Source organism: Rosistilla ulvae (assembly GCF_007741475.1).
Lineage (GTDB): Bacteria > Planctomycetota > Planctomycetia > Pirellulales > Pirellulaceae > Rosistilla > Rosistilla ulvae.
Genome location: NZ_CP036261.1, coordinates 6,528,152 through 6,550,436 on the forward strand (window position 1 = coordinate 6,528,152; position 22,285 = coordinate 6,550,436).

Consider the following 22,285-nt stretch of genomic DNA (forward strand, 5'->3'; position numbering starts at 1 on the left):
ATCGCGATCTCGACAGGCCGACTGGGGCACCATCCGATGCCTGTTGCTGACGACCTACTTTCGCCGGCTCTTCCAAATCTGGAATCCGGAAACACGCTCGGTCTGTTCCGCCTGATCGGACGGCCGATCGCTCCCATCCGCGACGGCCTCGTCGGTCGCTTGCTGATCCGTCCCACCCCGGAACCAGCCCACGATCCGCTGACCTAGACTTGGCTTGGCGGCCGGTTTTGGATCCTGTTTTGGAGCGGCGGCGGTTCGGGCAGGCCGAGTCTGCTTCGCAAGTTCGGCTTCCAGCATTGCCCGCGAGGCGACCTGCAGCTGCCCCGGCGATTCCGGAGCGGGTTCTGAACCGATCATCCCAAATCCCAAAGCGTCCAACGCCGCGATCGACGCTCGGCGATCGACCGAATCGCGCGATGGTGCGGCGGCGGCTCGCTCCACCGTCGTTGCAGCAGTCTGCCGCGGCGAGGGCTTTGCAGCCGGCGGATCGGCTGGCTCCGCGGCGGCTAACTGCGGCAAAGCCTTGTCCGCATCGGAACCGGCATCATCGATCGAGGCGATCGTTTCGCCGGCCTTTTCCCCCTGGGACGCTTCGATTTCCGAAAGCACCACGGCGGTCTGATTCATCAGCGTATCGGCCAGCGGCAGCTTCCGCAGCTGCAGATACGGCCCGAAATCGTTTGCATCGATCCCCGCCACCGCATCGTCGTGCATCGCTCCAACTTCGTCCACTTCCTCACTGGTCAGAAAGCGATCGTAAACGGCGACCTGGTCGATCCAAACTTTGCCGCCATTGTAGACTTCAAAACGGACCTGCAGCCGATCACCTGGATCATCTGGAAGGTCCAAGATCTGGATTCCCGCCTGACGATAGGGAGTGTCGGTCGCCACATCGTGCTCGACGCGGACGCTTTCGGGTAGCGAGCCATCGATCCAAATCGACTCTTCATACGCTTGACCGCCGGTCTGGCCGGCAACAACCATCTTCACCCGCGTGGTTGCAAAATCGTCTTCGGCTCGCATCCGACCAACGAACAACACTCGCTTCGATTCGGGAATCCCAATCCATGCCGAGCGCGCCCATGCGACCGGAGGCGTTGGCCAACCGAGCGGCGACTCGGTCTCGATGCACAGCGTTTTGTCGACTTGCGAATCGTCGTCGTCCAACCGCAACTTCATCCCTGCGCCATGAGCCAGTTCCCAATGGGCAATCTGGCCCTCCGTATCGACCTCTGAAAAATCAGCGTTTGGCAACAGCGTCGATTCTTCCAACTGCAGATTCATCGCGGCATCGAGATGCTGATTCAGCGTCGCCAACCAGTCGCGCATCTGCGCCGCGATAGCACGGTCTCGTTGAATGCTCCAGTCGACGATCTGGCAATCCGATTTCGGCACCCGGAACGCAACCATATCGTACGGTTCAACCCGAACCTGCCACACGTGATCGCTTGGTCTTGAGGTGGCCGCATCCGAAACGGTCTGCACTTCCAGTCCGGCGAGGTCGTTGAAGCGGATCTGCACATCGGTTGCCCAAGCGGAGTTGTTGACCACGTATCCGTAACGGGCCACCGACGACGCGGCCGACCGCAGCATCATCATCGGATCATCGGTCTGCGAACTGACGACCGGTTCAAACCGGCCGCTGGGCAGCGATCCGATCGCGGTAAAAAGGTTCCGCCGCGCTTCGATCTGCCCCAAGCTGAGATCCCGCAACGGATGCACGATCAGGTCAGCATCGCTAGCGGCGATTTGTTCTATCACCCCCGAACGCCCCGCCGGCCCAATCGCCTGCACCAACGCATCCTCCGGCAACAGCAAGCCTGCCTGCTTGGCTAGCGTCACGACCGGCGCGGGGCTCGTCACATCCTCCGCTTCCTCCGCGTGAATCGGTGACGACGCTTGGCCGTCGATATCGACCTGCAAAGCATCGACCCAAACGACACTTGTCTCAGCGGACGGCGCGTCCGAGAACGCGTCTCGCAGTGCGCGATGCCCGGCGGTCGGCTGGGTCAGTCGATCGATCACGTACAGCTTGTGGTTCGATTGGCCGTCGGCCAGCGTTTTCCCCAAGCCCAAAAACATCGCCCCCAGACGGGCGTCGCGCCATTCGCGCAGCTCATCCCCCACCAGTGAACTGGTTTCCGAATCGCGATTCGTTTGATTTTGCTGAGCAACGAAGGCCGCGTGAGCCTCCGGATCGGCACCCCAATGCTCGCCGGGGAATTGGACGTAGGTCTGATCATCGACGACGATCGCCACTCCGCCAAACGAGATGTGATGCGAATATGCATCGACCAACTCTTGCACGATCCGATGCATCTCTGCCTGGACCGCGGGATGCGCGGGGTTGTAATAGGGGCCCTGCGGCGGCGCTTTGGGACTCGCTTCCCACCAAGTCTGCTGCTGGTCGTTGCGCATGCGCAGACTGCGATTGCCGCGAAGGATCTGACTCTCCAACGCTGCCAGCGGGAAATCAAATCGAACGGTTGGGATCAACACCATCTGATGGCGATCGTACATTCGGAACATCAATTCCAAAACGTCTTTGCGCGGCGAACCGCCGCCGTGGGGAATCCGTTCGCCATTGTCGAACAGCATCGATGGCTCGATGAAGCTGCTCGGGTAGATCGAACCGCCACCACCAGCCACAGTGACCATCGCGGCCGAATAGCCAGCATTGTTCAACAATTGTGCCTGCCGCGCTGTCGAATCAAGGTAGAACTGCCAGTCTTTCAAATCCTTGTCCAGCGGCGATTGCAGATGCGTCCCTCCCAATCGCAAGTCCAACGCGGGCGAATCGAGATGAGCGGCCACAACCCGCTGACCAGTGACCCCACGCAAACTGACCGCGGGCAGCGATTTCGGACCGGCATAGATTCGCATCCGCGTCGACGATGGCTGCGGCGACACACTCTGCCGCGTTACCAGGACTGCGATGTCATCGGCACTTGGCCAAAAGACCAACTGGTGCGTCGCGGTTTCACCTGCTCGCGGATCGACAGAAAACGTCGATTCGATCATCGTTTCGACGACCGATCCCGCGTCGCGAAGCACCGACACATGATACTCGGCCGTTTCGTCCCCCGAACACACCAGCTCCAAAATATGGGGCCGGCCAGCGACCGCACCTTCCAATTGAACCGCTCGCGTGACAGAGGTTTTGTCCCCCTCGGCTCGCTGCCCACCGCTGCGGCGAGGTGAATTGACGACCTCAGCCAACTGATCCACTTCGACATCCTGCAACAGTTCCCAGGCCGTCGTATCGACGGAATCTTGCTGCGGGTTGCTTTCATCTACCACCAGCACCTGCACTTGGCGACGACTGTGCAACAGCGATCGACTACTGCCGGCGGTATTGACCGACGATCGGATCTGCAAGTCGATCTCATACGCCCCTTCGGTTGCAGGCAACGGAATCGCAAAGTCACGCAAATCCTGAAACTGTCCCAAAGCATCGGTCATCACATCTTGAACCACCTCCGACAATGGGGCACCGCCTCGCGCTGGCTTCAGGGTGGCGGTCAATTTCATCTCAGTATTTGCGCGGGTTGGAACTTCGTCCAACAGAACTTCAAACCGGAAGGTCTCTCCAGGACTGAAGATCAAATGTCGCCGCGGGTAGATCAACTTTGTCGGCATCGGTTCCACTCGCGCAACAACACGAATATCCCCAGGAAGTTCATAGACCGCTTGCTTGCGAGCAAGCGTCGCCAAATCGATCTGATGTGTCTCCGCGGTGGAACCGATCGCACTCTCTCCCTGCACCCCAAACAACAGGACGGTCGTCTCGGTTAGATCCGCTTCAAAGACGAACCCGCCGTGCGTTTGAGGAAGCCCAGCGAAGATGTCGATCTCGTCGACCGACCATTGGACCGACGCGACTTCATCCCCCACTGTCCCCAACCGCTGGAAGTTCAGAATCTCGCTTCCGCGCAGCGCCATCTTGCCGGTGATCCGTTGCGGCCGCTCGCTTTCCCATTCCACCCACACCCGTTTGAAACCGACGGCGCGACTCTCGGCGTCGACGGGGCGCTGCGGTTCTCCACGTTTGTTCTGGAATGGCGGCAGCGGCGGCGTCCGCTGCCCAACGTCGGTTCGCTTCGAAAACGGCTGAACCTCTTCGGCACGCGCCGCCGCGTGTCCGATCAGCATCGCGATTAATAGCGTTCGGGTGATTTGATTTAATCGGTTCATCGCGTTTCCACCACTATGGCGTTTTCGATTGCCAATACGGCCGCATCGGCAAAGGCCCGACAACGGGCGCATCCACGAATCGGTATCGTCGGCACAATCGGTGGTAAATCAGGCGAAGTCGGCATGCTCGATACGATCCCTACTCCCGGTGGTGTGGGTCGTTCGGGTCAGGCAATCTGTACTTTGCTAGCGTCGCACCAGCGGCAGACCTTGTCCCTCCCCCGCAGCCAAGCGGCAGCCCCAGTCCATGTCTCAATAGAAGGCTCAGCCGCCACACGACAGCGTCCGGCTGATTTGCCTCACGCAAAAACAGACTTCCCCTTGGAACAGACTGCGGACACCTTGCAACCGCCGTGCTATCGCACCGATAATGGCAACTTGTTCCCCCGCAACCATTTCGCAAAACGGGGAGCAGCGCCCGAGGGCAACACCGGCGGGCCCAGCAGCACGGTCCCAGGCAGCATTCCACACGGGCGGATCGGCCACGCGAAAACCACGGGTTCCCGACGCATGACATCGCAACGAAAGCTTCGCTACGAATCGCTCGAAGCCCGCCGTCTGCTGGCCAGCGACATCACGATTGTTCCAGGATTCCCCAGCGATTCGAACGCGATCGATCATCGCAACCAACCGCTATTGGCACCGCTGCACGCCGCTGCTGTCGAAATCGCCGTATCCCCAGGCCATGCAACCGACGGTTTGATTCACGAATCGGAGGGGCGTGTCGTCGTCGTCGACAGTTCACAACAGACAGGCTTTGCCAGCCGGCTGTGGATCTTCGACCGCGACGATCATGGCGGCTTGAGGCCGGCTCGCGATGTCATCGATCCTGGTTTTCATGTCGACCGAATGCTGATCGACGGTGATCGCGCGATCGTCTTTGGGACTCAGTGGACGTGGCAACAGGGGACTTCCGAATCGGCATCGTTGGACGGCGTTCCCCTGCAAACATTGGTCGCGACGATCGACCTGCAAACGCCATCCCCATCGCCGCGGCAAGCGATCCAACAAACCGTGCCAGGCCTTCTCAAAGAGCTGCATCTTGCGGACCGGCATTTGATCCTGGTGATGCACTCCGAACTACCAACGATCGCGACGATCGATCGGCAACCAGCACCTGAAACCGTCCATTCGTTTGCGATCACCGACGACGGCCTCCGCGAGATCGCGTCGCAGCCGATCTCCGCCGGGATCACACGACCGTTGGGCGATCGCTTGCTGACCCTGACTACGCGCGACGACACGACGGAGCCCTTCAACATGCAGGACTCCGAAAACGTCGGTGTCCCGCTGCACAACTGGCTCACCCAATACGCGGTCGGCGCGGGGGCGATCGCTCCAGTTGCCGAGATCGATTTGGGCAGCGGATGGATCGGCAGTTTCCAAATCGCCAACGACCAAACGGCAACCGCCGTTCGCACCGTTCAATCCGACGGTTCGGGAATCGCCACGTCGATCGACATCTTGGATCTATCGGGCGATTCGATCCGTTTATTCGATTCGTTGACGGTGGCAAACTTCGCCGGCTACGCAATCGCCGCCCAGCCCGATTTTGTCTTGTTATATGACCAAGCAACTCCCGAGTGGTTGGTTTTGGTCGACATCCAATCGCAGCACCCCGGAACGGCCCAGCCCGTTCGCCAGATCGAACTCGATTCCGATTGGACCTTGCATCCCGAAGGGCTACGGATGTCGAACAATCGCGTTGTTGTCCTCGCCACACGCCCCCTGCACGTCGATCCAATCGACCGCTTGCGCGATCTATCGATCGATGGCGACCAAGGGACAGCGGCGTTGTTGCTAACGATTTCTCTGGACGATGCAAAACTCGTCGCCATCAGTCCGCTTGGCAACCTTTCCAACACGCTGCCCCACCCCGCGCTGCACTCGATCGACGCGGCGCGCGATCGCGTCGGGATGTTTATCGAGCAACACGAATCCGATACCGCCAAGGGTTCGGGATTTTTATATGGCCATCTAGATGACGCCGGGAACTTTGTCGCCGAAGGACTGCTTCGCGATCTACAGCCCGATGATGAGATCGACATCGATCCTCGGCGCCTGATGGCCCGCGGCGACGGACAGCTCGCGCAACATCGCTGGGATCAACCCGATCAGCCCGCGATGCAGATGCCCCTTGTCGATCCGAACGGACCGACGTAACCGAACGTTGTGGGGTGCCAACGGCCGGAAAAGAGTCTCGCAACGGACTACCTCTACCCTACGGAGCGACCTGATCGATCTTCGCCGCCAGGATGAAATCGTTTTCGCTCAGCCCGCCGATCGCGTGGGTGCTCAGTTCGATGTTGACCTTTCGGTAGCCGATCAGGTGGACGTCGGGATGGTGCCCGTCCTGCTCGGCCACTTCCGCCACGCGGTTCAGGAACTCCATCCCCTGCACAAAGTGCTTCACATTCCACTGCTTGCGAATCCATTTCTCGTCGTCGGACAACTGCCAGCCCGGAAGGTTTTGCAACTGCTTCTGGGCTTCGGCCGCCGAACAAGGGTCCACTCCCCCCTCGCACGGCTTGCATTTTTTCTTCGCCAATTGATCCATTGAACTGATATCCATCGAGGGAACCTTTCGATTGTGAGAGATGAACCGACCTATATCTCACTGTACGGCGATCCGGAAAGCCTTGGCAAGGATCTCGGCACGAGATTCGCTCATGAATCTGGGCGGTTTGAAATCCGCATGCCAAATTGACACTTTCCACCGTTGCGCTACAATTTTGTTCTTCGATGGACAGTTCGACCAAGCATCGAATTTCTGAAACGCATGTTCTCAGAGGCGGCATCGGCTGCCTCGATCACACCAAACTGGAGTAGTAGTTATGGCTGGAAACGTAGCCGAATTCACCGATCAAAATTTCGACACCGAAGTGCTCCAGTCGGATGCGCCTGTTCTGGTCGATTTCTGGGCGCCTTGGTGCGGTCCCTGCCGTCAGATCGCGCCGATGATCGAAGAACTGGCCGGTGAAAACCCCGATCTGAAAATCGGTAAGGTCAACATCGACGAAAACCCCGGCGCTGCACAGAAGTACGGCGTCAGCAGCATCCCAACCATCTTGGTCTTCAAGAATGGTGAGATCTCCGAAAGCTTCGTCGGCGTTCGCCCGAAGGGTTCGCTGCAAGCGGCACTGGATACCGCCAAGGCGTAACGCCTGCGGAATCGATAGCTAAGCGGGAATGTGACCCGAGTGACATAATTGTGATCCCACGGAGAGAGACGGCCGCAAGCTGCTTTCTTCCGTGGCGTCACCGATTAGACTGTCCTCTGCTCACGTTGGGCTTTCGATTCCTCCTGCACAGGTGTATCCGACTGTGACCTCCCACCCCGCCTTCCCCTCCCTCCTATCGTTTCGCTCCGCACCGTTCTCTGCCTCGCTGCGTGTTGCGATACTCACCCTCATCTGCCTGCCCAATTTCTCTGCGGCACAGGACAACCCCGCCGATAAACTGATCTCTGAAGGTCGCATGCTGTTGCCAGCTGGAACGCTGGAGATCGACCAACCGCTGGAGATCGATCTGTCGAAGACGGGGCCGCTGCATATCGTTGGCCAAGGTCATTCGCGGATCGTGATGAATGGCCCCGGCCCCGCAATCCGGATCACTGGGACGCTCAAAGGAACCGCCGCCCCGAAAACGATCAAGCCGCAGGTCTTTGAAAAAGAGAACGCACCGCTGATCGCCGGTTTCGAAATCATCGGCAATCACCCCGAAGCCGACGGGATCGAACTGGTCGGTGTGATGCAGCCGACGATCCGCGATCTGACGATTCGCAAATCGCGGCACGCGATCCGACTGACCTCGCGGAACCGCAATCTGATCGTCAGCGATTGCCACCTGTATGAAAACAGCGGCGCCGGCGTCTACTTCGACCACGTCAGTTTGCACCAAGCCAACATCGTCGGTTCGCACATCAGTTACAACGCTGCGGGAGGCGTCGTGATCCGCGGCGGCGATGTCCGCAACGTCCACATTGCCGGCTGTGACATCGAAGCGAACATGGGGACTCCCGACGCTCCGGCAGCCGCCAACGTGCTGCTGGATTCCGAAGAGGGAAGCATCGGTGAGGTGGCGATCACTGGCTGCACGATCCAACACACCCACCACGGCAAGGATTCGGCCAACATCTGGATCGACTTACAAAGCAACCGGCAGAAGTTCACCGAAGAACTGCGGCACGGCAACGTCACGATCTCCGGCAACATCCTGTCCGACGTCCAGCACAATATCTACGTCCAGAACACCCGTGGCGTGGCGATCACCGGCAACACGATTTGGAAGGGATACGACCGCAACATCCTGCTGAAAAACTGCGAAGCGGTTGTCGTCTCGGGGAACACCTTCGACCGCAACCCGCGATACGGTTACGGCGATGCCTCCGACGCCAAACTTGGCATCCGGCTGACCCAGTGCAGCGGATGCCTGCTGGTCGCCAACGCGATCAATGGCGTGGGCGATGTCGACGGAGCGATCGAACTGCACCGCTGCAGCCAGATTGTCTTCAGTCAATCGACGGTCCGCGGCTTCCCGAAAGCGGGGGTCCTGTTGGACGAATGCGTCCAATCGATCGTCAACAACTGTATCGTCACCGAAGAAAATGCAGCCGCCAAAGCGATTCGGCAGCTGGGGGGCGAGGGGAATCGGATCGCGGAAAACATGGTCATCGAGACCCCCTGAAATCCCCAACAGGGTTATCCAGTGTTTTAATCTTAGGTATCAGCCGAAGCGCAAACACTTATTAGCCCTGATTCCCCAACACCCCAAGTTGTCGGTCTTTCCAGGGTGTGCGACAATGCGTTCAGAAGGGACCTTCTGAATTCGAGATATTGCAAGCAGCGAGGAGCCGCGAGTGGAGATTTGGCCAGCGATTGATTTGCGTGGTGGCAAATGCGTTCGTTTGAAACAGGGTGATTACGCCCGCGAGACCGTCTTCAGCGACGAGCCGGCCACGATGGCGCGGCAGTGGGTCAGCCGAGGCGCCCAGTTCCTGCACCTGGTCGATCTGGACGCCGCTCGCGGCGCACCGATCCCCGAAAACCGACAAGCGATCGCCGACATCCTGCACGCTGTCGATGTTCCCTGCCAACTGGGCGGCGGCGTTCGCGATGACGCGGCGATCGATGACCTGTTTGGTCTCGGACTGTCGCGTCTGATCGTCGGCAGTGCGGCGCTGAAGCAGCCCGATTGGTTCGCGCGGATGTGCGATCGTTATCCAAAACGACTGGCCGCTGGGATCGATGCCCGCGACGGCATGGTCGCTACCGATGGCTGGTTGGAAACAAGCCAACGATCTGCTGTCGATCTGGCGAAGGATCTTCGCAGTAAGACCGAAAACATCGCGGCGATCATCTACACCGACATCGCCAAAGACGGAATGCTCTCGGGCCCCAACTTGGAAGCTCTGGCGGAGATGCGGGCCGCGACCGACATCCCCGTGATCGCCAGCGGTGGCGTGACGACTGTCGAAGACGTTCGTCAACTGACGGCGCAAAACACGCACGCCTGCATCATCGGTCGGGCTCTCTACGACGGCTGCTTGGATCTGCCGGCGGCTCTCGCCGCTGTTACGGAAGTTCTGCAAGCATCCGGCGGCGACTCTGCAAACGCCTAACGTTGCGTTAACACTCCAGGTTCGCGAGACCGCTCCGGCGGTCGCGTACCAAACGCACTACGCAAAACATCGGGAAACAGCCACGGTTTTCATTTCGGAAACCGTGGCGGCTTCTAACATCTCGATGAACCAACGCATCGGCGACGTCTATAAAAAAGAAAAGGCGGCACGCCTTAGATGACGTGCCGCGCTTTGCAGACTCAAAGGGTATGAGCCCAGGCGGGAAAGATAAGGGCGGGAATGCGATCAGGACGATCGCATCGTAGTGAGGTGGGATTCGAACAAAGGTGGGAAAGTTAACTGGCGATGCGACCAGAACAGCCGCATCTCGGGAGGGAGTGATTCAAACATGGGCAACTGATGGATCAAGCGATATCACCGATTACTTCAACGGCCCTTCTAGTTCAAAATCGACAGCGTTTTCGCCATCGCTGACTTCGGCGGTTAGGCCCGACATCTTGGAACTGCTGTATTTCGTCGGAACCAAAAGCTTTGGATCCGAGGCGGGATCTTCGGGAGACCCGGTCGCCAGTTCGATCGCGGAGATCGTCACGGCATGTCGGCCGACAACCGCTCCATCTTCGGGATCATAGGTCTTCAGGCTATAGCTGCCATCGGGCTGGATCTCTCCCGTCGCAGGCGGTCCACCGCCGCTGGGGATAAACATCACGGTCCCAGTTGTCACCGGGGCCCCCTTATAGACAACCTTTCCTTTTACCGGTGCCGTCGCAACCCGCTTTTCAGCAGGCCCACAGCCGACGATGCACAGCAGAGCGATCGCGGCACCGCTTGCGGCAAAGCGAAGCAGCGAGGATCGGCCGGCGAAATAGTTCATGGACTTCATTGGATAGCTTCCAAACTCTTAAAGACGGGTAAACGAGAAACTACTCGAACGAAACAACTTCACCACGAGCTCGGGTCGCCATGGCGTCCAACACGACGTAGTCCATCGTTTCGGTCAAGAAACGCACACTGCCATCACAAAGCGAGAACTGGGCACCACCGGGATGTGCACTGCGATAAGGCGTCACGTTCGTTGACGTCGTCCCTTCGAAGTTGATCGGATACTGAAGGTTCTTGTTGTCCATCTGCAGGAAGCCACCTGACGAGTAGGAATAATAGCCCCAAGTCCAAGGCAGAATCCCGCCCCAACTGTTGAGCATCGAATCGGTCCAGCCCTGGCGGTCGGAGCATTCGCCCACCAAGATCGTCGAACTCGTTCCGTCGGTGATGTGAGCGAATTTGACCTTGCTCTTCGGATAGATCACACCCGAGGTGCTGTAGTCTTGGCTCGAACTTGAAGTGTTGACCATGTCATAATTCACCGAACCGGCGTTGGCGTTGTAGTGCAGCGTTCCTTGGTCGATGCTGCCGATCTGACCTGCCGCTTTCGCAGTGCCGCCCAACGGCGAAGAAGGACAGGCGAAGCTCGGCATCGGATCGGTGAAAATTTGATTATCACCATAGTGCGGAGCCGTCGTGAATCGATACGGTTGCATGGTAACCAACGCGTTGGGGGACAATCCATCCATCGCGTCGATACGGTTCCCCTCTTCGATAAAATCAAAGATTCGGGCGGGCCAGCCGATCCGGTAACCGCCGACATCCAAACCACCTGGCGGAAATTTGAGATGCACATCGTGGTAGTTGTGCATCGCCAAACCAAGCTGCTTCATATTGTTGCTGCACTGCATCCGGCGAGCGGCTTCGCGAGCGGCTTGTACCGCCGGCAACAGCAGCCCGACAAGGATGCCGATGATCGCAATCACGACTAACAATTCGACAAGGGTGAACGCACTTCGTTTTTTGGGAGGTCTCAAGGCTGATGTTCCAGAAATCAAGGCTAGGAAGATGGAAAGTGAATGTAGGTAGGAAGCTTCGCTCGGCCCTAAAAACAAGCTGAACGGCGAGCGAGACTGTTGCTGCGTTAAAGCGAGTGGCGTGCCAAATTTCTCCCACCCGTTCGCTCATCCCTCCGCCCACCGCCCCCACAATCCATCGCCTGACAAGGAATGGGGCACCATCCCCCCCAGCAAACTGCCTAGCGACGGCATCCGCCCACCTTATGTTTCATCACGGAAACTGGGAGTTTTGTGGAAAATCCTCGCCGAAACGCCAGAAACCGCCCCGAGCAACAAAAGATAACCGCGCCAGAGGAGTGCCTCGCGGAAGTGCAATGCAAGGCATTGTTGCCTAACTTCACAGCACAATAAGCGAGCGTCGCCAGACAAAGAGGCCCGGTAAAGAGGAGGGGAAGGAATGCCCGAGCCCCATGGGGCGTCGCACTGTTTCCCACTTGGCTTGAATGGGAACAGTGCGATGACAGCGGCAGGAAATAGGAGGGCATCCCCCCCTGAGTCCTCAAACAAGATCATTTGAAAAGCTACGGGGTCGTAACCACCTCGCCTCGCGCCCGCGTTGCCATCGCGTCCAACTCCAGCATGTCCATCGTTTCGGTCAAGAAACGCGCGCTGCCATCGCAGAACGAGAATTGAGCACCGCCGGGATGCGCGCTTCGATAGGCGGTCGCGTTGGTGGTCGTTGTCCCCTCAAAGTTGATTGGATATTGCAGGTTCTTGTTATCCAACTGCAAGAAGCCCGCTCCGGCACCGTAGTAGTAATAGCCCCAGGTCCACGGCTGAATTCCGCCCCAACTGGAGAGCATCGAATCGGTCCAGCCCTGGCGGTCGGAGCATTCGCCAACCAACAGCGTGGTGCTGGTCCCATCGGTGATGTGGGCGAACTTGGTTTTGCTGGTCGGGTAGATCACGCCCGAGGTGCTGTAATCGCGACTGCTGGTTGCGACGTTGACCATGTCGTAATTCACCGAACCGGCGTTGGCGCGATAGTGCAGCGTGCCGTGCTGAACTCCTGCATAGGAGGACGCGTTCACCGTATCTCCAAGCGGCGAGGAAGGACAGGCGAAGCTCGGCATGGGATCGGCAAAAATCGGATCGCCCCCGTTGTGAGGTGCCGTCGTATAGCGGTAGGGCCAAAGTTTCACCAATGCGTCGGGGGCCATCCCATTCATCGTGTCCAACCGGTTTCCCTCTTCGATAAAGTCGAAGATCCGCCCCGGCCATCCAATCTGATACCCGCCGACCTCCAATCCTCCCGGCGGGAACTTCAGATACACATCGTGGTAGTTGTGCATCGCCAAACCGAGCTGCTTCATATTGTTACTGCACTGCATCCGGCGAGCGGCTTCACGAGCGGCTTGAACCGCTGGCAAAAGCAGACCGACAAGAATGCCGATGATCGCAATCACGACCAACAATTCGACAAGAGTAAACGCGCGTTGTTTCTTTGATGTGAACAAGGAACAGATTCCCAAATGTGATAGGCACGAAAGAGGAACGAGATCTAGTGAACCGAATCGATGTGCGATGGAGCAAGACGCTACCCCGCAACCATAGATCAGATCGATGTCACGAATAGCGACTGACGTGCCAATTTCCCCTCCGCCACCAGCCAACACCTCGGCAAGGTGAGCTCCACCCAACAACCGTTGCAAGCCTACCCCCCCCTCAGCGGCACACTCGCCCCCCCTCCGGGGAAGATCCACCGACCATAACGCGAACCTATTCGAGGCGACAGTTTTCCAAAAAACCGCTCCGCATCCGCACCGCCTCTCCAGAAACCACAGCAAAATGCCTTCCATCGTGGCGGTCCCCCCGTGCCCTTGCTCAACATAGTGGCAAACGGTCGTGAAGCCTTATTGATTCGAGCGCCGGTCTGAACAAGCCTCTCTTCTCCATGCCAGCAACCATCCCCAGCACACCGAACCACATGACGACTCCAAGCCGCTCGACCATAACCGATCCTCTCGATCGAGCGGATGCCCGAGGCTACGAAGCCATGCGATATTCCCGACTTCGGACGTGGCAACGTTCGGGAGCGAGGAGTGGATACAAGCCGCAAAAAGGGTGGTTTACGATTCGGCTGTCTTGAGCGACGCAAGAATGCCCTCCTGCAGAGAGTGGAGTGCAATTCGAAGACGGTTAGCGACCCGTTTTAATACGCCAGCCGACCTACTCGGAAACACTTTTTACTCGTAGCCCCTCTCACACCGGATTCAACCGCGTAACAGATTGCGATCAACTCCCAGGCAGCTTGGGAGTTTTCCCGATGTAACCGGTTGGCTCCAGGACTTGTTTGACCAACCAATCGGGCGCCTTGCCAGTGTAACCCTCGAAATCGAGCATCACGCCGCGGCCACCAAACGCAAGCAGGATGTCCTTGAAGTCTTTCGCCGTCAGGGCAACTCCATTGAGCATGAGCTGTTGGTCACCGACGATGACGGTTGCCGCAGGATACATAGCATCCGACTCTCCGCTGGTCTGATCAAAGTTCGAATTAATCACGCGTTCAATCACGGCGACTGCCGAATCCGAAAGCGTTTTGTCACCAGCGATGTACCCGGAAAGCTTGCTTGCGTAAATCACGCCTATCCGTTCAGAGGAAATCGAGTAGCTATCATCGGAAGGGTTAATCTGCTGATACTCTGAAAAAGCGGCGTATATCGCATTCGCTTCCTCGATCGTATAGAACCGTTGCTTACGCGACGCGAGCGCGAGATCTACCATCTCACGAACCTGCCTCGTCAAGAATTCGACCGTTGTTTCTCCACCCCGCCGCGTTGTCGCGTGGTCGAATTCTTTCCGTCGAATAAAGACCAACTTTTCTCGCTCGTATTCATACGCCAATAGAACACTTGCCGGTTCCGTCGCCCCTGTAAATCGCTGCTCTCCATCCAAAGCTGCCATCTTGCTGGCGACGGCGTCCGCCTGTTTCGATGCATTGGCCCTGAGTGTCTCAATCTGCTCCTGCTGCCGAAGCATCTGTTCGCGTTGCGCATTCATTTCTGCTCGCTGCTTCTGTAGCTTCTCCGATAGCTCGGCCACTTCATCAACCGACAACTGGTGAATGTCTTCCACCACAGTCACCTCCGCAACTTCCGGAATCTTAGCGCGGACGCGCTGGCTGACTTCGACGGCAAGCGTTAGTACAAACAACACCAATACGATCAAGGCACAAAAGATCAGATCGGCAAAGGTCTCATAGACGTTCGATTGGCTACCGGAATAGCGTTCACTCAACGATTTCACCGACCAGCACCTCCTGCTTGCTGCTTCGAGACGATTTACGCAACTGCGGAGCGATGCGGACTTCGGTTAATGCAGCGATGTACGAGACAAAATGATCGACGTTGGAGGTGTAAACATTGTTTAAGACCCTCAACACAACGCTTCCCAGAATGGCCCCCACAAGCGTCGTGTAGAACGCGGTCCCCAAACCTTGCATCGTGGTTCGCATTCCGACCATCAACTCGGTTGCATCACCGGCGTCCCCTAAGGAATCCAACGTGCTGCTGAGCCCGTTGGTCATCGAGATCAATCCCACAATCGTCCCGATCAGGCCGAGCGAAACAAGCACGCCCGCTAACACATCGATGATTTTGGAGCGAGCCATCATCTTGCTGTACAACAAGGTGATTAGGCTGTCTTGGGAAACATTAGGATCGTGCTTGGCGATCTTTGCCAGATCCTGGATATGCTGATGAAAAACACCCGCTGGTGTTGCTCGCACCACCTCCGAGAACCCTCCTGGCGCGTTAAGCTTCTTCACCAAGAAGGCAGCGCAAACAAACTCGCTCTTGAGATTCTTGACGGCGCGAAAGTTCAAAGCGATGCCAAAGAAGAAGAGTCCGAAGATCATCGCGCACAGACCGCTACTATCACTTGCCACCGCGCGAACCAGATGGATGCCCGCGGCAAAGGCAAGCAGCACACCAACCACAGCCGCATAGATAAACCACTCTCGCAACGGATCTCTGTCCAACTGCAAGTCCTTCTGACGCTTGGCTTCTTCGGCCAGCTTTTCGGTAAGCAGTTTTTGGGTCTCCGCCTTTTTGACCAGCGCCTGCTTCTCGCGTTCCTTGCCAGCCAACAACTGGCGTTGAGCTTCCGCCAACTTCTCCCGAGTCCCCGGCACAATCAATGCGATGCCACAGTCCGGACAATGGTCGTTATTTCCGGCATCCATCAAAGGGGAGGTTAAACGAACGCGACACCCCAAACAGTCATACTTAACGCTATGCCCCCCCACGGCTTTTTTCAACACATACCTTGAATTTGGTTTCATCAAGCTCCCCATGCAACCGCTTCCTCCAACTATCGCATGCCCATACCGCGCGCCGTCCGGGCGATTGCCAACAATGAAACAGGCAAGTCTAGCTAACAACAAACCACCAAAGCAACTAGCGCCCGCTTTCTTGCTTCGCCTACTCGCAATATCTCGATCCTCCGTTCGCTTGCCGACCGCCGCGCGTCCGCCTAACATGACCGCGATTGCCGCCGGCACCTCTTCCAAAACAGACAGCACGAAGTCCTCCGCCCATGGGTCGATATGACAAACAAAGCAAGCGCATCGAAGATTCAGCTTCCATTGCAAACGAAATATCGCGTCTCTGCGATTGCTGCGTCGCGCACGGCGGGGCTGCTGATCTTGTCCTGTTCCGCCATGCTGCACATCGCCAACGCCGACCAACCGGCGACGGAGATCGCGCCGCTGCGCCAAGCCCATGCGCATAACGATTACCTGCACGACCGGCCGCTGCTGGACGCACTGGATCATGGATTCTGTAGCGTCGAAGCCGATGTGTTTCTTGTCGATGGCGAATTGCTGGTCGCTCACTCGCGGTCGGAGCTGTCGCCCGACCGAACGCTCAAGCGACTCTACCTCGATCCCCTCCGCGAACGAGTGCAGCGAGGCGGCGGACGGGTCTACCTGGGCGGTCCCGTCGTCACGCTGTTGATCGATTTTAAAGCCGACGGTGCCGCGACCTACGCGGCACTAGACAAGCTGCTGAGCCAATATCCCGACGTCATCTCCGTGATCCGCGACGGCCAGCGAACCGAAAAAGCGGTGAACGTTGTCATCAGTGGCGATCGACCGTTTGCAGCGGTCGCGTCGGACAAAGAACGCTTAGCCGGCCTCGATGGACGTTTGAGCGACTTGGACAGCGACATGCCGGCTCACCTGATGCCGATGATCAGCGACCGCTGGGGCAAACATTTTAAGTGGCGTGGTGAAGGGGAGATGAGTGGTGAAGAACAGGCCAAGCTGGCTGCGATCGTGGCGAAGGTTCACGCCAAAGGCCGAGTGCTACGTGTCTGGGCGATCCCCGATAACCCGCGCAGCTGGCGAGCGATGCAAGCCGCTGGCGTCGACCTGATCAATACCGACGATCTAAAAGGCCTGAGCCAAATGTTGCAGGAATGATTCGTAGAAACGGATCAGCGGCTCTATTCATCCAAAGCGACCTTCGAATCACAGCTTAAACAGGTTGTGCAGGAGGACGGTTGAATTTTGGGGTGGCAGAATGATGGGGGCAGAATGATTTAGCGCAGAACATCAATCTGCCAACATCAACCTGCAGAAGAAAACGTCTCTGGCCGCATCGCGAATTTGAAACAGCCTCAGGAGGGTTCCCGCAAGAAGGCGGAGCGCGGCCGCTGAGGCGCCGCGTTCCCCAGAGATACCGAATCTGAGAAACCTGCGAGAACACCCGGTCGGTACCAGATGTCTTCAGGAGCCTCCTATTTTTTCCGGCGAGCTGCCGAAGCCAAAGGATTGCGTGGACGTCGCCGTTTTTTGGTAGGGCGTGGGATGATTCCGGTGGTGCTTCGTTGCAGGCGTTTGACAATGGTTTCGATCGTGCGTCGGTCGTACCCGAGCTGCTCGCTGACCTTGAGAATCGATTGCATCTCGTGGATGGCGAGTGTTCCATCGGCCATCGCCAAGCGGATCAAGTTACACAACTGGGTTTCGCTTGGCGGCGCCGAGCGGGCTTTGTCGTGTTTGTCCCGAGCCCGAGCGATCATCGAGTCGTATTTTTCTTGATTCCAACGATGCTTCTTGGCCCACTTCCGCATCACCTTCGATTCGTCTTGATGGATGCCTTCATGGGATATCGCCAATTGAGCCAACTGCAAGAACTCAAGGTCCTTCAGTTCGCCAGCTTCCAAAGGATGACCGTACTGGCGAGTCAAGTCGCGCTGCAACGCCTGTTGGGAGGATCGGGCGCGCCACCACAGGCGTCCGATCGCCGCAGCGATCCCGATCGCAATCACAACCAACAACCACGGATGGGCGATCAAATAGGCGGCAGCCATCACCAGAATCGCGACCGGCAACCCGATGACAAGTGCGGAAACAAACCTCCCCGATTCAGCGACCCAACGGAGCGTGGGAAGATGAAACAAAAAGCCGGTCATCCATCCAATCAAGACATACACCCCAAGGACAAACAGCGCGGTACCGAGCCCACGAGTTGTCCACGTCTGCATCTGACCGTTTAACCGAAGCGATGCCAATGCCGTCGCACGATCGCCGGCAACAATCAGATGCAGGGTGCCCGGGTCCGCGAAGATTTGATAAAGCAAGCCCGCTGGCGGTTCGAACCGATGGGCGACGCCACGCCCCGCTTGCAATTTCCCAAAATAGGTCGCGACACGAGGCGCGACGATTCCCGTGTAGCGCACGCGCTCATCCCCCGCGCGATCTTGCTCCCCTTTGGACAAATAGAATACCGGCATTCGGACCGCCATCCCCAACTGGGATCCCGTTTCGGAAAGCCGAAGGCTGCGAGGATTGATCGCTTGGTGGCTGCCGCTGAATTGGATCGATCGACTCTCAATCGGCAACGCGCCAATGCGGTACTCTGCTGCCAACATCTCTTTTGGCTTGCAGCGTCGCTCGATCTCCTGGTTACGGCGATTGTTGTTGAGCTTGGTTGACCAGCCCAGCCGCCAGACGTATCGCCGCCCCAGCAACCCTCTTTTCCGCTCCACCCGCCCGTGCCAGACGTCCCAAATTGTCCCCCGCCTCCCACTGTACGTCTTCCGCCGCCAACAATAGATGTCGGTCTTTCGAGAGACAGCCAAGAAGCCGTTGAACCGATCGATGAACTCTCCAGGGATCGTCAGCCCAGGATCCATCGGCCCGGTCCAGGAGATCAGCGAGCCGGAGGAGACCGCATCCAGTGACGCGACCTCCGACGTCGCAGCCGCCGCGCGGTAGAGATTAAACCGCGTTTCGTTGCGCCACAGGATGATCAAAGCAAGCAAGACAAGCACAGTTCCGGTCAACAGGCGCAGCAAACGTTTCATTTCGATACGAGCCATTCAAAATCGGGCGCGAGGTGAGGAGTGGTAGAAGATCGGGAATTGCCGGAGGATTGATTTTGAACCACGACGACGCCCAAAACCAGTACCTTTAAGAAAAGCTTCCCCCAGAAAGGGCCACGCAATCATGAGAAGCCAGCTGAGGAAAGTGGACGCCTCGGAGCTGGCTTTCGGCAAACAGCAGAACCTAGATGCAACGTCGCGACGTTTCCTGCACTCCCGATTTCCCGGAAGCCACGACGCCCGCAGGCCGCGCCACCGAGCAATCGATTGCCTGAGTGATCGGGGCCGAAATGAGGTGCGAAGCTACGGAGTGAGCACCGGGGCGCGGTTCGAACGGTGGGTGCTTGGGTGTTGTCGCGCAGCGGTCGTTATGGGCATAATTGCCCTCCTGCCACCGGGCCCCTGCATGAAGCACCACGACCAACCGCGACGGATCTACCATGGCTCACACTCAAGAAGACCGCTGGGCGATGATGCTAATGGGACCCGCCTTGGTCCTTCTCACACTCCCCGTGCTGTGGCAAAACGAAACGCGATTCGACTATTATCGTGCCGCTGCAGCGACCCAGGCTGTCGATTCACTGGATGATGTCGCAGCCGGAACGCTGATCTCCTTGACCGGCCCGATGGAGTCGGGATCCGCAATCCCAGGGGAATACGTCGAAGCGTTCCCTGGCTTCCTAACGGTCAATCGCGAGGCGGAGATCTACAGCTGGTATCAGCCAGATTTCAGCCGGAACACGCATTACGAAATGAAATGGAAGTCGAGCGTCCAGAACAGCGCCGACAACGCCGGAGTCAAACAGGAATGCAAATCCAAGAGCTTCTACCGGGCGGAGTACCAAGTTGGCGAACTACCGATCCAAACCTCGTTGATCGAATTCTTCGACGATTACGACACGATCGCTCCGAAAACTCTCCGGCTTAAACCGACCGGAATGCAGCTGCACCTAAAGCCTGGGAGTGAGTACTTTCACCTGACTAAAAAGGCTAGCGATGGGCTGGGGGATGAACGGGTGCGTTACACAGGAATTCCCGTGCCACGTGTCGCAACCTACTTCGGCAAATATGAATCGGGGCACGGCGTCGCCGATCAATCGCATCATCAGTCAGGAATTGTCTATCAGATGATTCAGGACTCGGGCAATCTACACTGCATCGTCGCTGGAGATCGACCCGCCGCGTTGGCGAAGATCAAGTCGCACCTGCAACAACTGAAGTGGATCATACGCGGGCTCGGGACCGCGTCGATTATCACAGGGTTTGTGATCTTATTTTCAAGCATCACCGGATTCATGTACCATCTTCCGCTGATCGGTCCCCTTGCCGGATGGGGTTCGTTTCTTGCCGCCGTGATGATCGGGCTGCCGATCGCAATACTCAACATCGCCGCCGCCTATCTGATTGCCCATCCGCTGCTGTTAGCGATCATCGCGACTGGAATCGTGGCGACAATCTATCTGCTGAGAAAGCGTGGCAAGGCATCCCAACAGGCGCTCCGTCGCGATCTGAATCAGCAATATGGCAGCCCGCTGGGAACCGATGAACTGAAAGAACTCGAGTTCTTAGAGTTAGCTCAGATGGCGATGTCGGATGCTCAACTGGATGACAACGAAACGAAGATCCTCCAGAAATGGGCCAAGAAGCATCGCTGGGATCAAGCGAAGTACGACGCGATGATTGCCCGAGCTCGAAGCGAGCGAGAGGTGATCGATCCAGGCACGGCCGACGATGAGCACCTGCGGAACGTGGTCCGCTTGGCGATGGCCGATGGCACGCTCACTGGATATGAGATACGCACGATTCGCTCCGTCAGCAAACGGCTAGGATTCGACGACGCGACAATCCGCAAGATGATCGATCGCGTGCGACGCGACATCGCCCGCAACAGAGCGGAGGCGCAAAGCCATCCGGCGCAGTGACCAAACTGCTCCTCCCAGGAGTCCGTAAGCAATCGAGACCTCGCAACATAGTTTGGCAGAACGATAGGGGCAGAATGATGTTTCGCGCCCTCATCATCCTGCCACTCATCATCCTGCCACTCATCATCCTGCCACTCATCATCCTGCCACTCATCATCCTGCCACTCATCATCCTGCCACTCATCATCCTGCCACTCATCATCCTGCCACTCATCATCCTGCAGATTTCCGCCAACGACACACTCAGCAAGGTGTGGGCTCGACGCGATGGGATCGCTCGGCGGAGTTGAGCGGGCACGCTACGGATCAGAGGATTCTGGAGCGGCGAGTGTTAAGCGATAGACGCAATCGGCCGTACCCCGGGCTTCGTGGCTGAACATGGCGATGTCCAATCCATCGGCGTGAGGGGTCAGGAAATAGGGGACAACTTTGCTGGGCAGCAGCGAACTGAGATCCTCCCACTTCCCCGTCTTCAAATCGCCCCAGGTCTTGAAGCGAATGAATTTGTTTTCGTCGCAATCTTCGCCCCCCGCATACGCTGGACAGAAGTAGCTGGTCGCGTACCAGCGCCCCTGATAATAGTCGACGTCGTTCAGCACCAAGCCGGTCGCTTGCCAACTGCCGGCGACGGCGTTCTTTTTTTTGCCGAAGCTGGTGTGGATCTGGAAGGCTTGTTTTTCAAAGTCGCTCACTTCGACAACCACGCCATGGCTCGAACCGATCACATACAACGTGCCGCCTGCAATCGTCAGTGCACGGGAATAGCCCAACTGTTTCGACAGATCCAACACCGCGACGTCCCCGCCGCTCCCCTTAAACCGAAACACTTCGCTGCTGTTGGGATTCAGGGAATACATCCAACCGGTTGCATCGTCCAGCACGATATCGTGCGGTCGTTGCAGCTTGATCCCGGCCAGCGAAGTCGCAAAAGTGTCCCACGCAGCGCTCGCCGGATCGGCAAAAGTGATCAGCCGATGGTTGCCCGTATCGGTCGCGTAGAACAGCTTTTCGAAAGGGTTAAAAACGACACTGTGCGCGTCGACTAAAACATCGATCGGCGATCGACTCAGCGGCGACTGACGATCCGCCCGAAAGAACAGTCGATCGCCACTGGTCACGATCTCGGTCTCGCCGCGGCGAGCGATATGAGTACAAGCCGGCAACGATCCACTCTGCGGCACATATCTTTTAATGGAAACGCCCTCCAGCAAGCTCTCCTTTTCATCCGCCTGAACAGAACAAGAAAAGGAGCCAAGCAGCCCGATGGCAACGATCGATTGAGAGATGTTCATGGAGGAAACGGTTTACAAGGAACAGGATTGGAATCAGACGTACAGATCGACATCATACCCCAAAGC

Annotated in this window: 16 protein-coding genes; 7 read left to right on the plus strand and 9 right to left on the minus strand. The window is 57.7% G+C overall.

Annotated elements, in window-relative coordinates; all coding sequences use genetic code 11:
• Nucleotides 1-54 precede the first annotated feature (54 nt).
• Nucleotides 55-4,194 carry an alpha-amylase family protein gene (locus EC9_RS26740; protein ID WP_218934376.1) on the minus strand — a complete coding sequence of 1,380 codons (4,140 nt, stop codon included), beginning with the start codon at nt 4,192-4,194 and terminating at the stop codon, nt 55-57.
• A 510-nt stretch (nt 4,195-4,704) separates the two neighbouring features.
• Here EC9_RS26740 and EC9_RS23270 point away from each other — a divergent pair.
• Entirely contained in the window at nt 4,705-6,357 is a 1,653-nt protein-coding gene (locus EC9_RS23270) for a hypothetical protein (RefSeq protein WP_145348432.1), read from the plus strand.
• A gap of 58 nt (nt 6,358-6,415) precedes the next feature.
• On the opposite strand, the gene EC9_RS23275 is transcribed toward EC9_RS23270, so the two are convergent.
• On the minus strand, nt 6,416-6,766 hold the full coding sequence (locus EC9_RS23275; protein WP_145348433.1) for a 4a-hydroxytetrahydrobiopterin dehydratase: 351 nt from the start codon (nt 6,764-6,766) through the stop codon (nt 6,416-6,418).
• Between the two features lie 262 nt (nt 6,767-7,028).
• On the opposite strand from EC9_RS23275, the gene trxA reads away from it, so the two are divergent.
• The 3 genes from trxA (at nt 7,029) to hisA (ending at nt 9,814) form a co-directional block, all read left to right on the plus strand.
• Nucleotides 7,029-7,355: a thioredoxin gene (gene trxA / locus EC9_RS23280; RefSeq protein ID WP_145101349.1), complete on the plus strand. Its 327-nt coding sequence runs from the start codon at nt 7,029-7,031 to the stop codon at nt 7,353-7,355.
• A gap of 316 nt (nt 7,356-7,671) precedes the next feature.
• Nucleotides 7,672-8,880 carry a right-handed parallel beta-helix repeat-containing protein gene (locus tag EC9_RS23285; protein WP_145348434.1) on the plus strand — a complete coding sequence of 403 codons (1,209 nt, stop codon included), beginning with the start codon at nt 7,672-7,674 and terminating at the stop codon, nt 8,878-8,880.
• Nucleotides 8,881-9,052: 172 nt separating this feature from the next.
• Nucleotides 9,053-9,814 carry a 1-(5-phosphoribosyl)-5-[(5-phosphoribosylamino)methylideneamino]imidazole-4-carboxamide isomerase gene (gene hisA, locus EC9_RS23290; RefSeq protein WP_145348435.1) on the plus strand — a complete coding sequence of 254 codons (762 nt, stop codon included), beginning with the start codon at nt 9,053-9,055 and terminating at the stop codon, nt 9,812-9,814.
• 382 nt (nt 9,815-10,196) lie between these two features.
• Here the strand turns inward: hisA and EC9_RS23295 are convergent, their stop codons facing one another.
• From EC9_RS23295 to EC9_RS26745, 5 genes are all read right to left on the minus strand, one after another.
• On the minus strand, nt 10,197-10,658 hold the full coding sequence (locus EC9_RS23295) for a hypothetical protein (protein WP_145348436.1): 462 nt from the start codon (nt 10,656-10,658) through the stop codon (nt 10,197-10,199).
• 40 nt (nt 10,659-10,698) lie between these two features.
• On the minus strand, nt 10,699-11,634 hold the full coding sequence (locus EC9_RS23300) for a DUF1559 domain-containing protein (protein ID WP_145348437.1): 936 nt from the start codon (nt 11,632-11,634) through the stop codon (nt 10,699-10,701).
• Between the two features lie 563 nt (nt 11,635-12,197).
• Nucleotides 12,198-13,133: a DUF1559 domain-containing protein gene (locus EC9_RS23305; RefSeq protein ID WP_246105838.1), complete on the minus strand. Its 936-nt coding sequence runs from the start codon at nt 13,131-13,133 to the stop codon at nt 12,198-12,200.
• Nucleotides 13,134-13,911: 778 nt separating this feature from the next.
• The gene (locus EC9_RS23310) at nt 13,912-14,913 is read right to left on the minus strand and encodes a hypothetical protein (RefSeq protein WP_145348439.1); all 1,002 of its coding nucleotides are present in this window, start codon (nt 14,911-14,913) and stop codon (nt 13,912-13,914) included.
• On the minus strand, nt 14,906-15,859 hold the full coding sequence (locus EC9_RS26745; RefSeq protein WP_218934377.1) for a MotA/TolQ/ExbB proton channel family protein: 954 nt from the start codon (nt 15,857-15,859) through the stop codon (nt 14,906-14,908). The genes EC9_RS23310 and EC9_RS26745 overlap by 8 nt, the downstream gene beginning before the upstream one ends.
• A 363-nt stretch (nt 15,860-16,222) precedes the next feature.
• On the opposite strand from EC9_RS26745, the gene EC9_RS23320 reads away from it, so the two are divergent.
• Nucleotides 16,223-17,098: a phosphatidylinositol-specific phospholipase C/glycerophosphodiester phosphodiesterase family protein gene (locus EC9_RS23320; RefSeq protein WP_246105839.1), complete on the plus strand. Its 876-nt coding sequence runs from the start codon at nt 16,223-16,225 to the stop codon at nt 17,096-17,098.
• A gap of 317 nt (nt 17,099-17,415) precedes the next feature.
• Here the strand turns inward: EC9_RS23320 and EC9_RS23325 are convergent, their stop codons facing one another.
• Nucleotides 17,416-18,987: a TMEM43 family protein gene (locus tag EC9_RS23325; protein ID WP_145348442.1), complete on the minus strand. Its 1,572-nt coding sequence runs from the start codon at nt 18,985-18,987 to the stop codon at nt 17,416-17,418.
• A 458-nt stretch (nt 18,988-19,445) separates the two neighbouring features.
• On the opposite strand from EC9_RS23325, the gene EC9_RS23330 reads away from it, so the two are divergent.
• Together EC9_RS23330 and EC9_RS23335 are read left to right on the plus strand one after the other, a co-directional pair.
• On the plus strand, nt 19,446-20,927 hold the full coding sequence (locus EC9_RS23330; protein ID WP_145348443.1) for a TMEM43 family protein: 1,482 nt from the start codon (nt 19,446-19,448) through the stop codon (nt 20,925-20,927).
• 74 nt (nt 20,928-21,001) lie between these two features.
• A complete protein-coding gene (locus EC9_RS23335) occupies nt 21,002-21,217 on the plus strand; it encodes a hypothetical protein (RefSeq protein ID WP_145348444.1) in 216 nt (71 codons plus the stop codon).
• Nucleotides 21,218-21,226: 9 nt separating this feature from the next.
• Here the strand turns inward: EC9_RS23335 and EC9_RS23340 are convergent, their stop codons facing one another.
• A complete protein-coding gene (locus EC9_RS23340) occupies nt 21,227-22,219 on the minus strand; it encodes a YncE family protein (RefSeq protein WP_145348445.1) in 993 nt (330 codons plus the stop codon).
• Between the last annotated feature and the right edge of the window lie 66 nt (nt 22,220-22,285).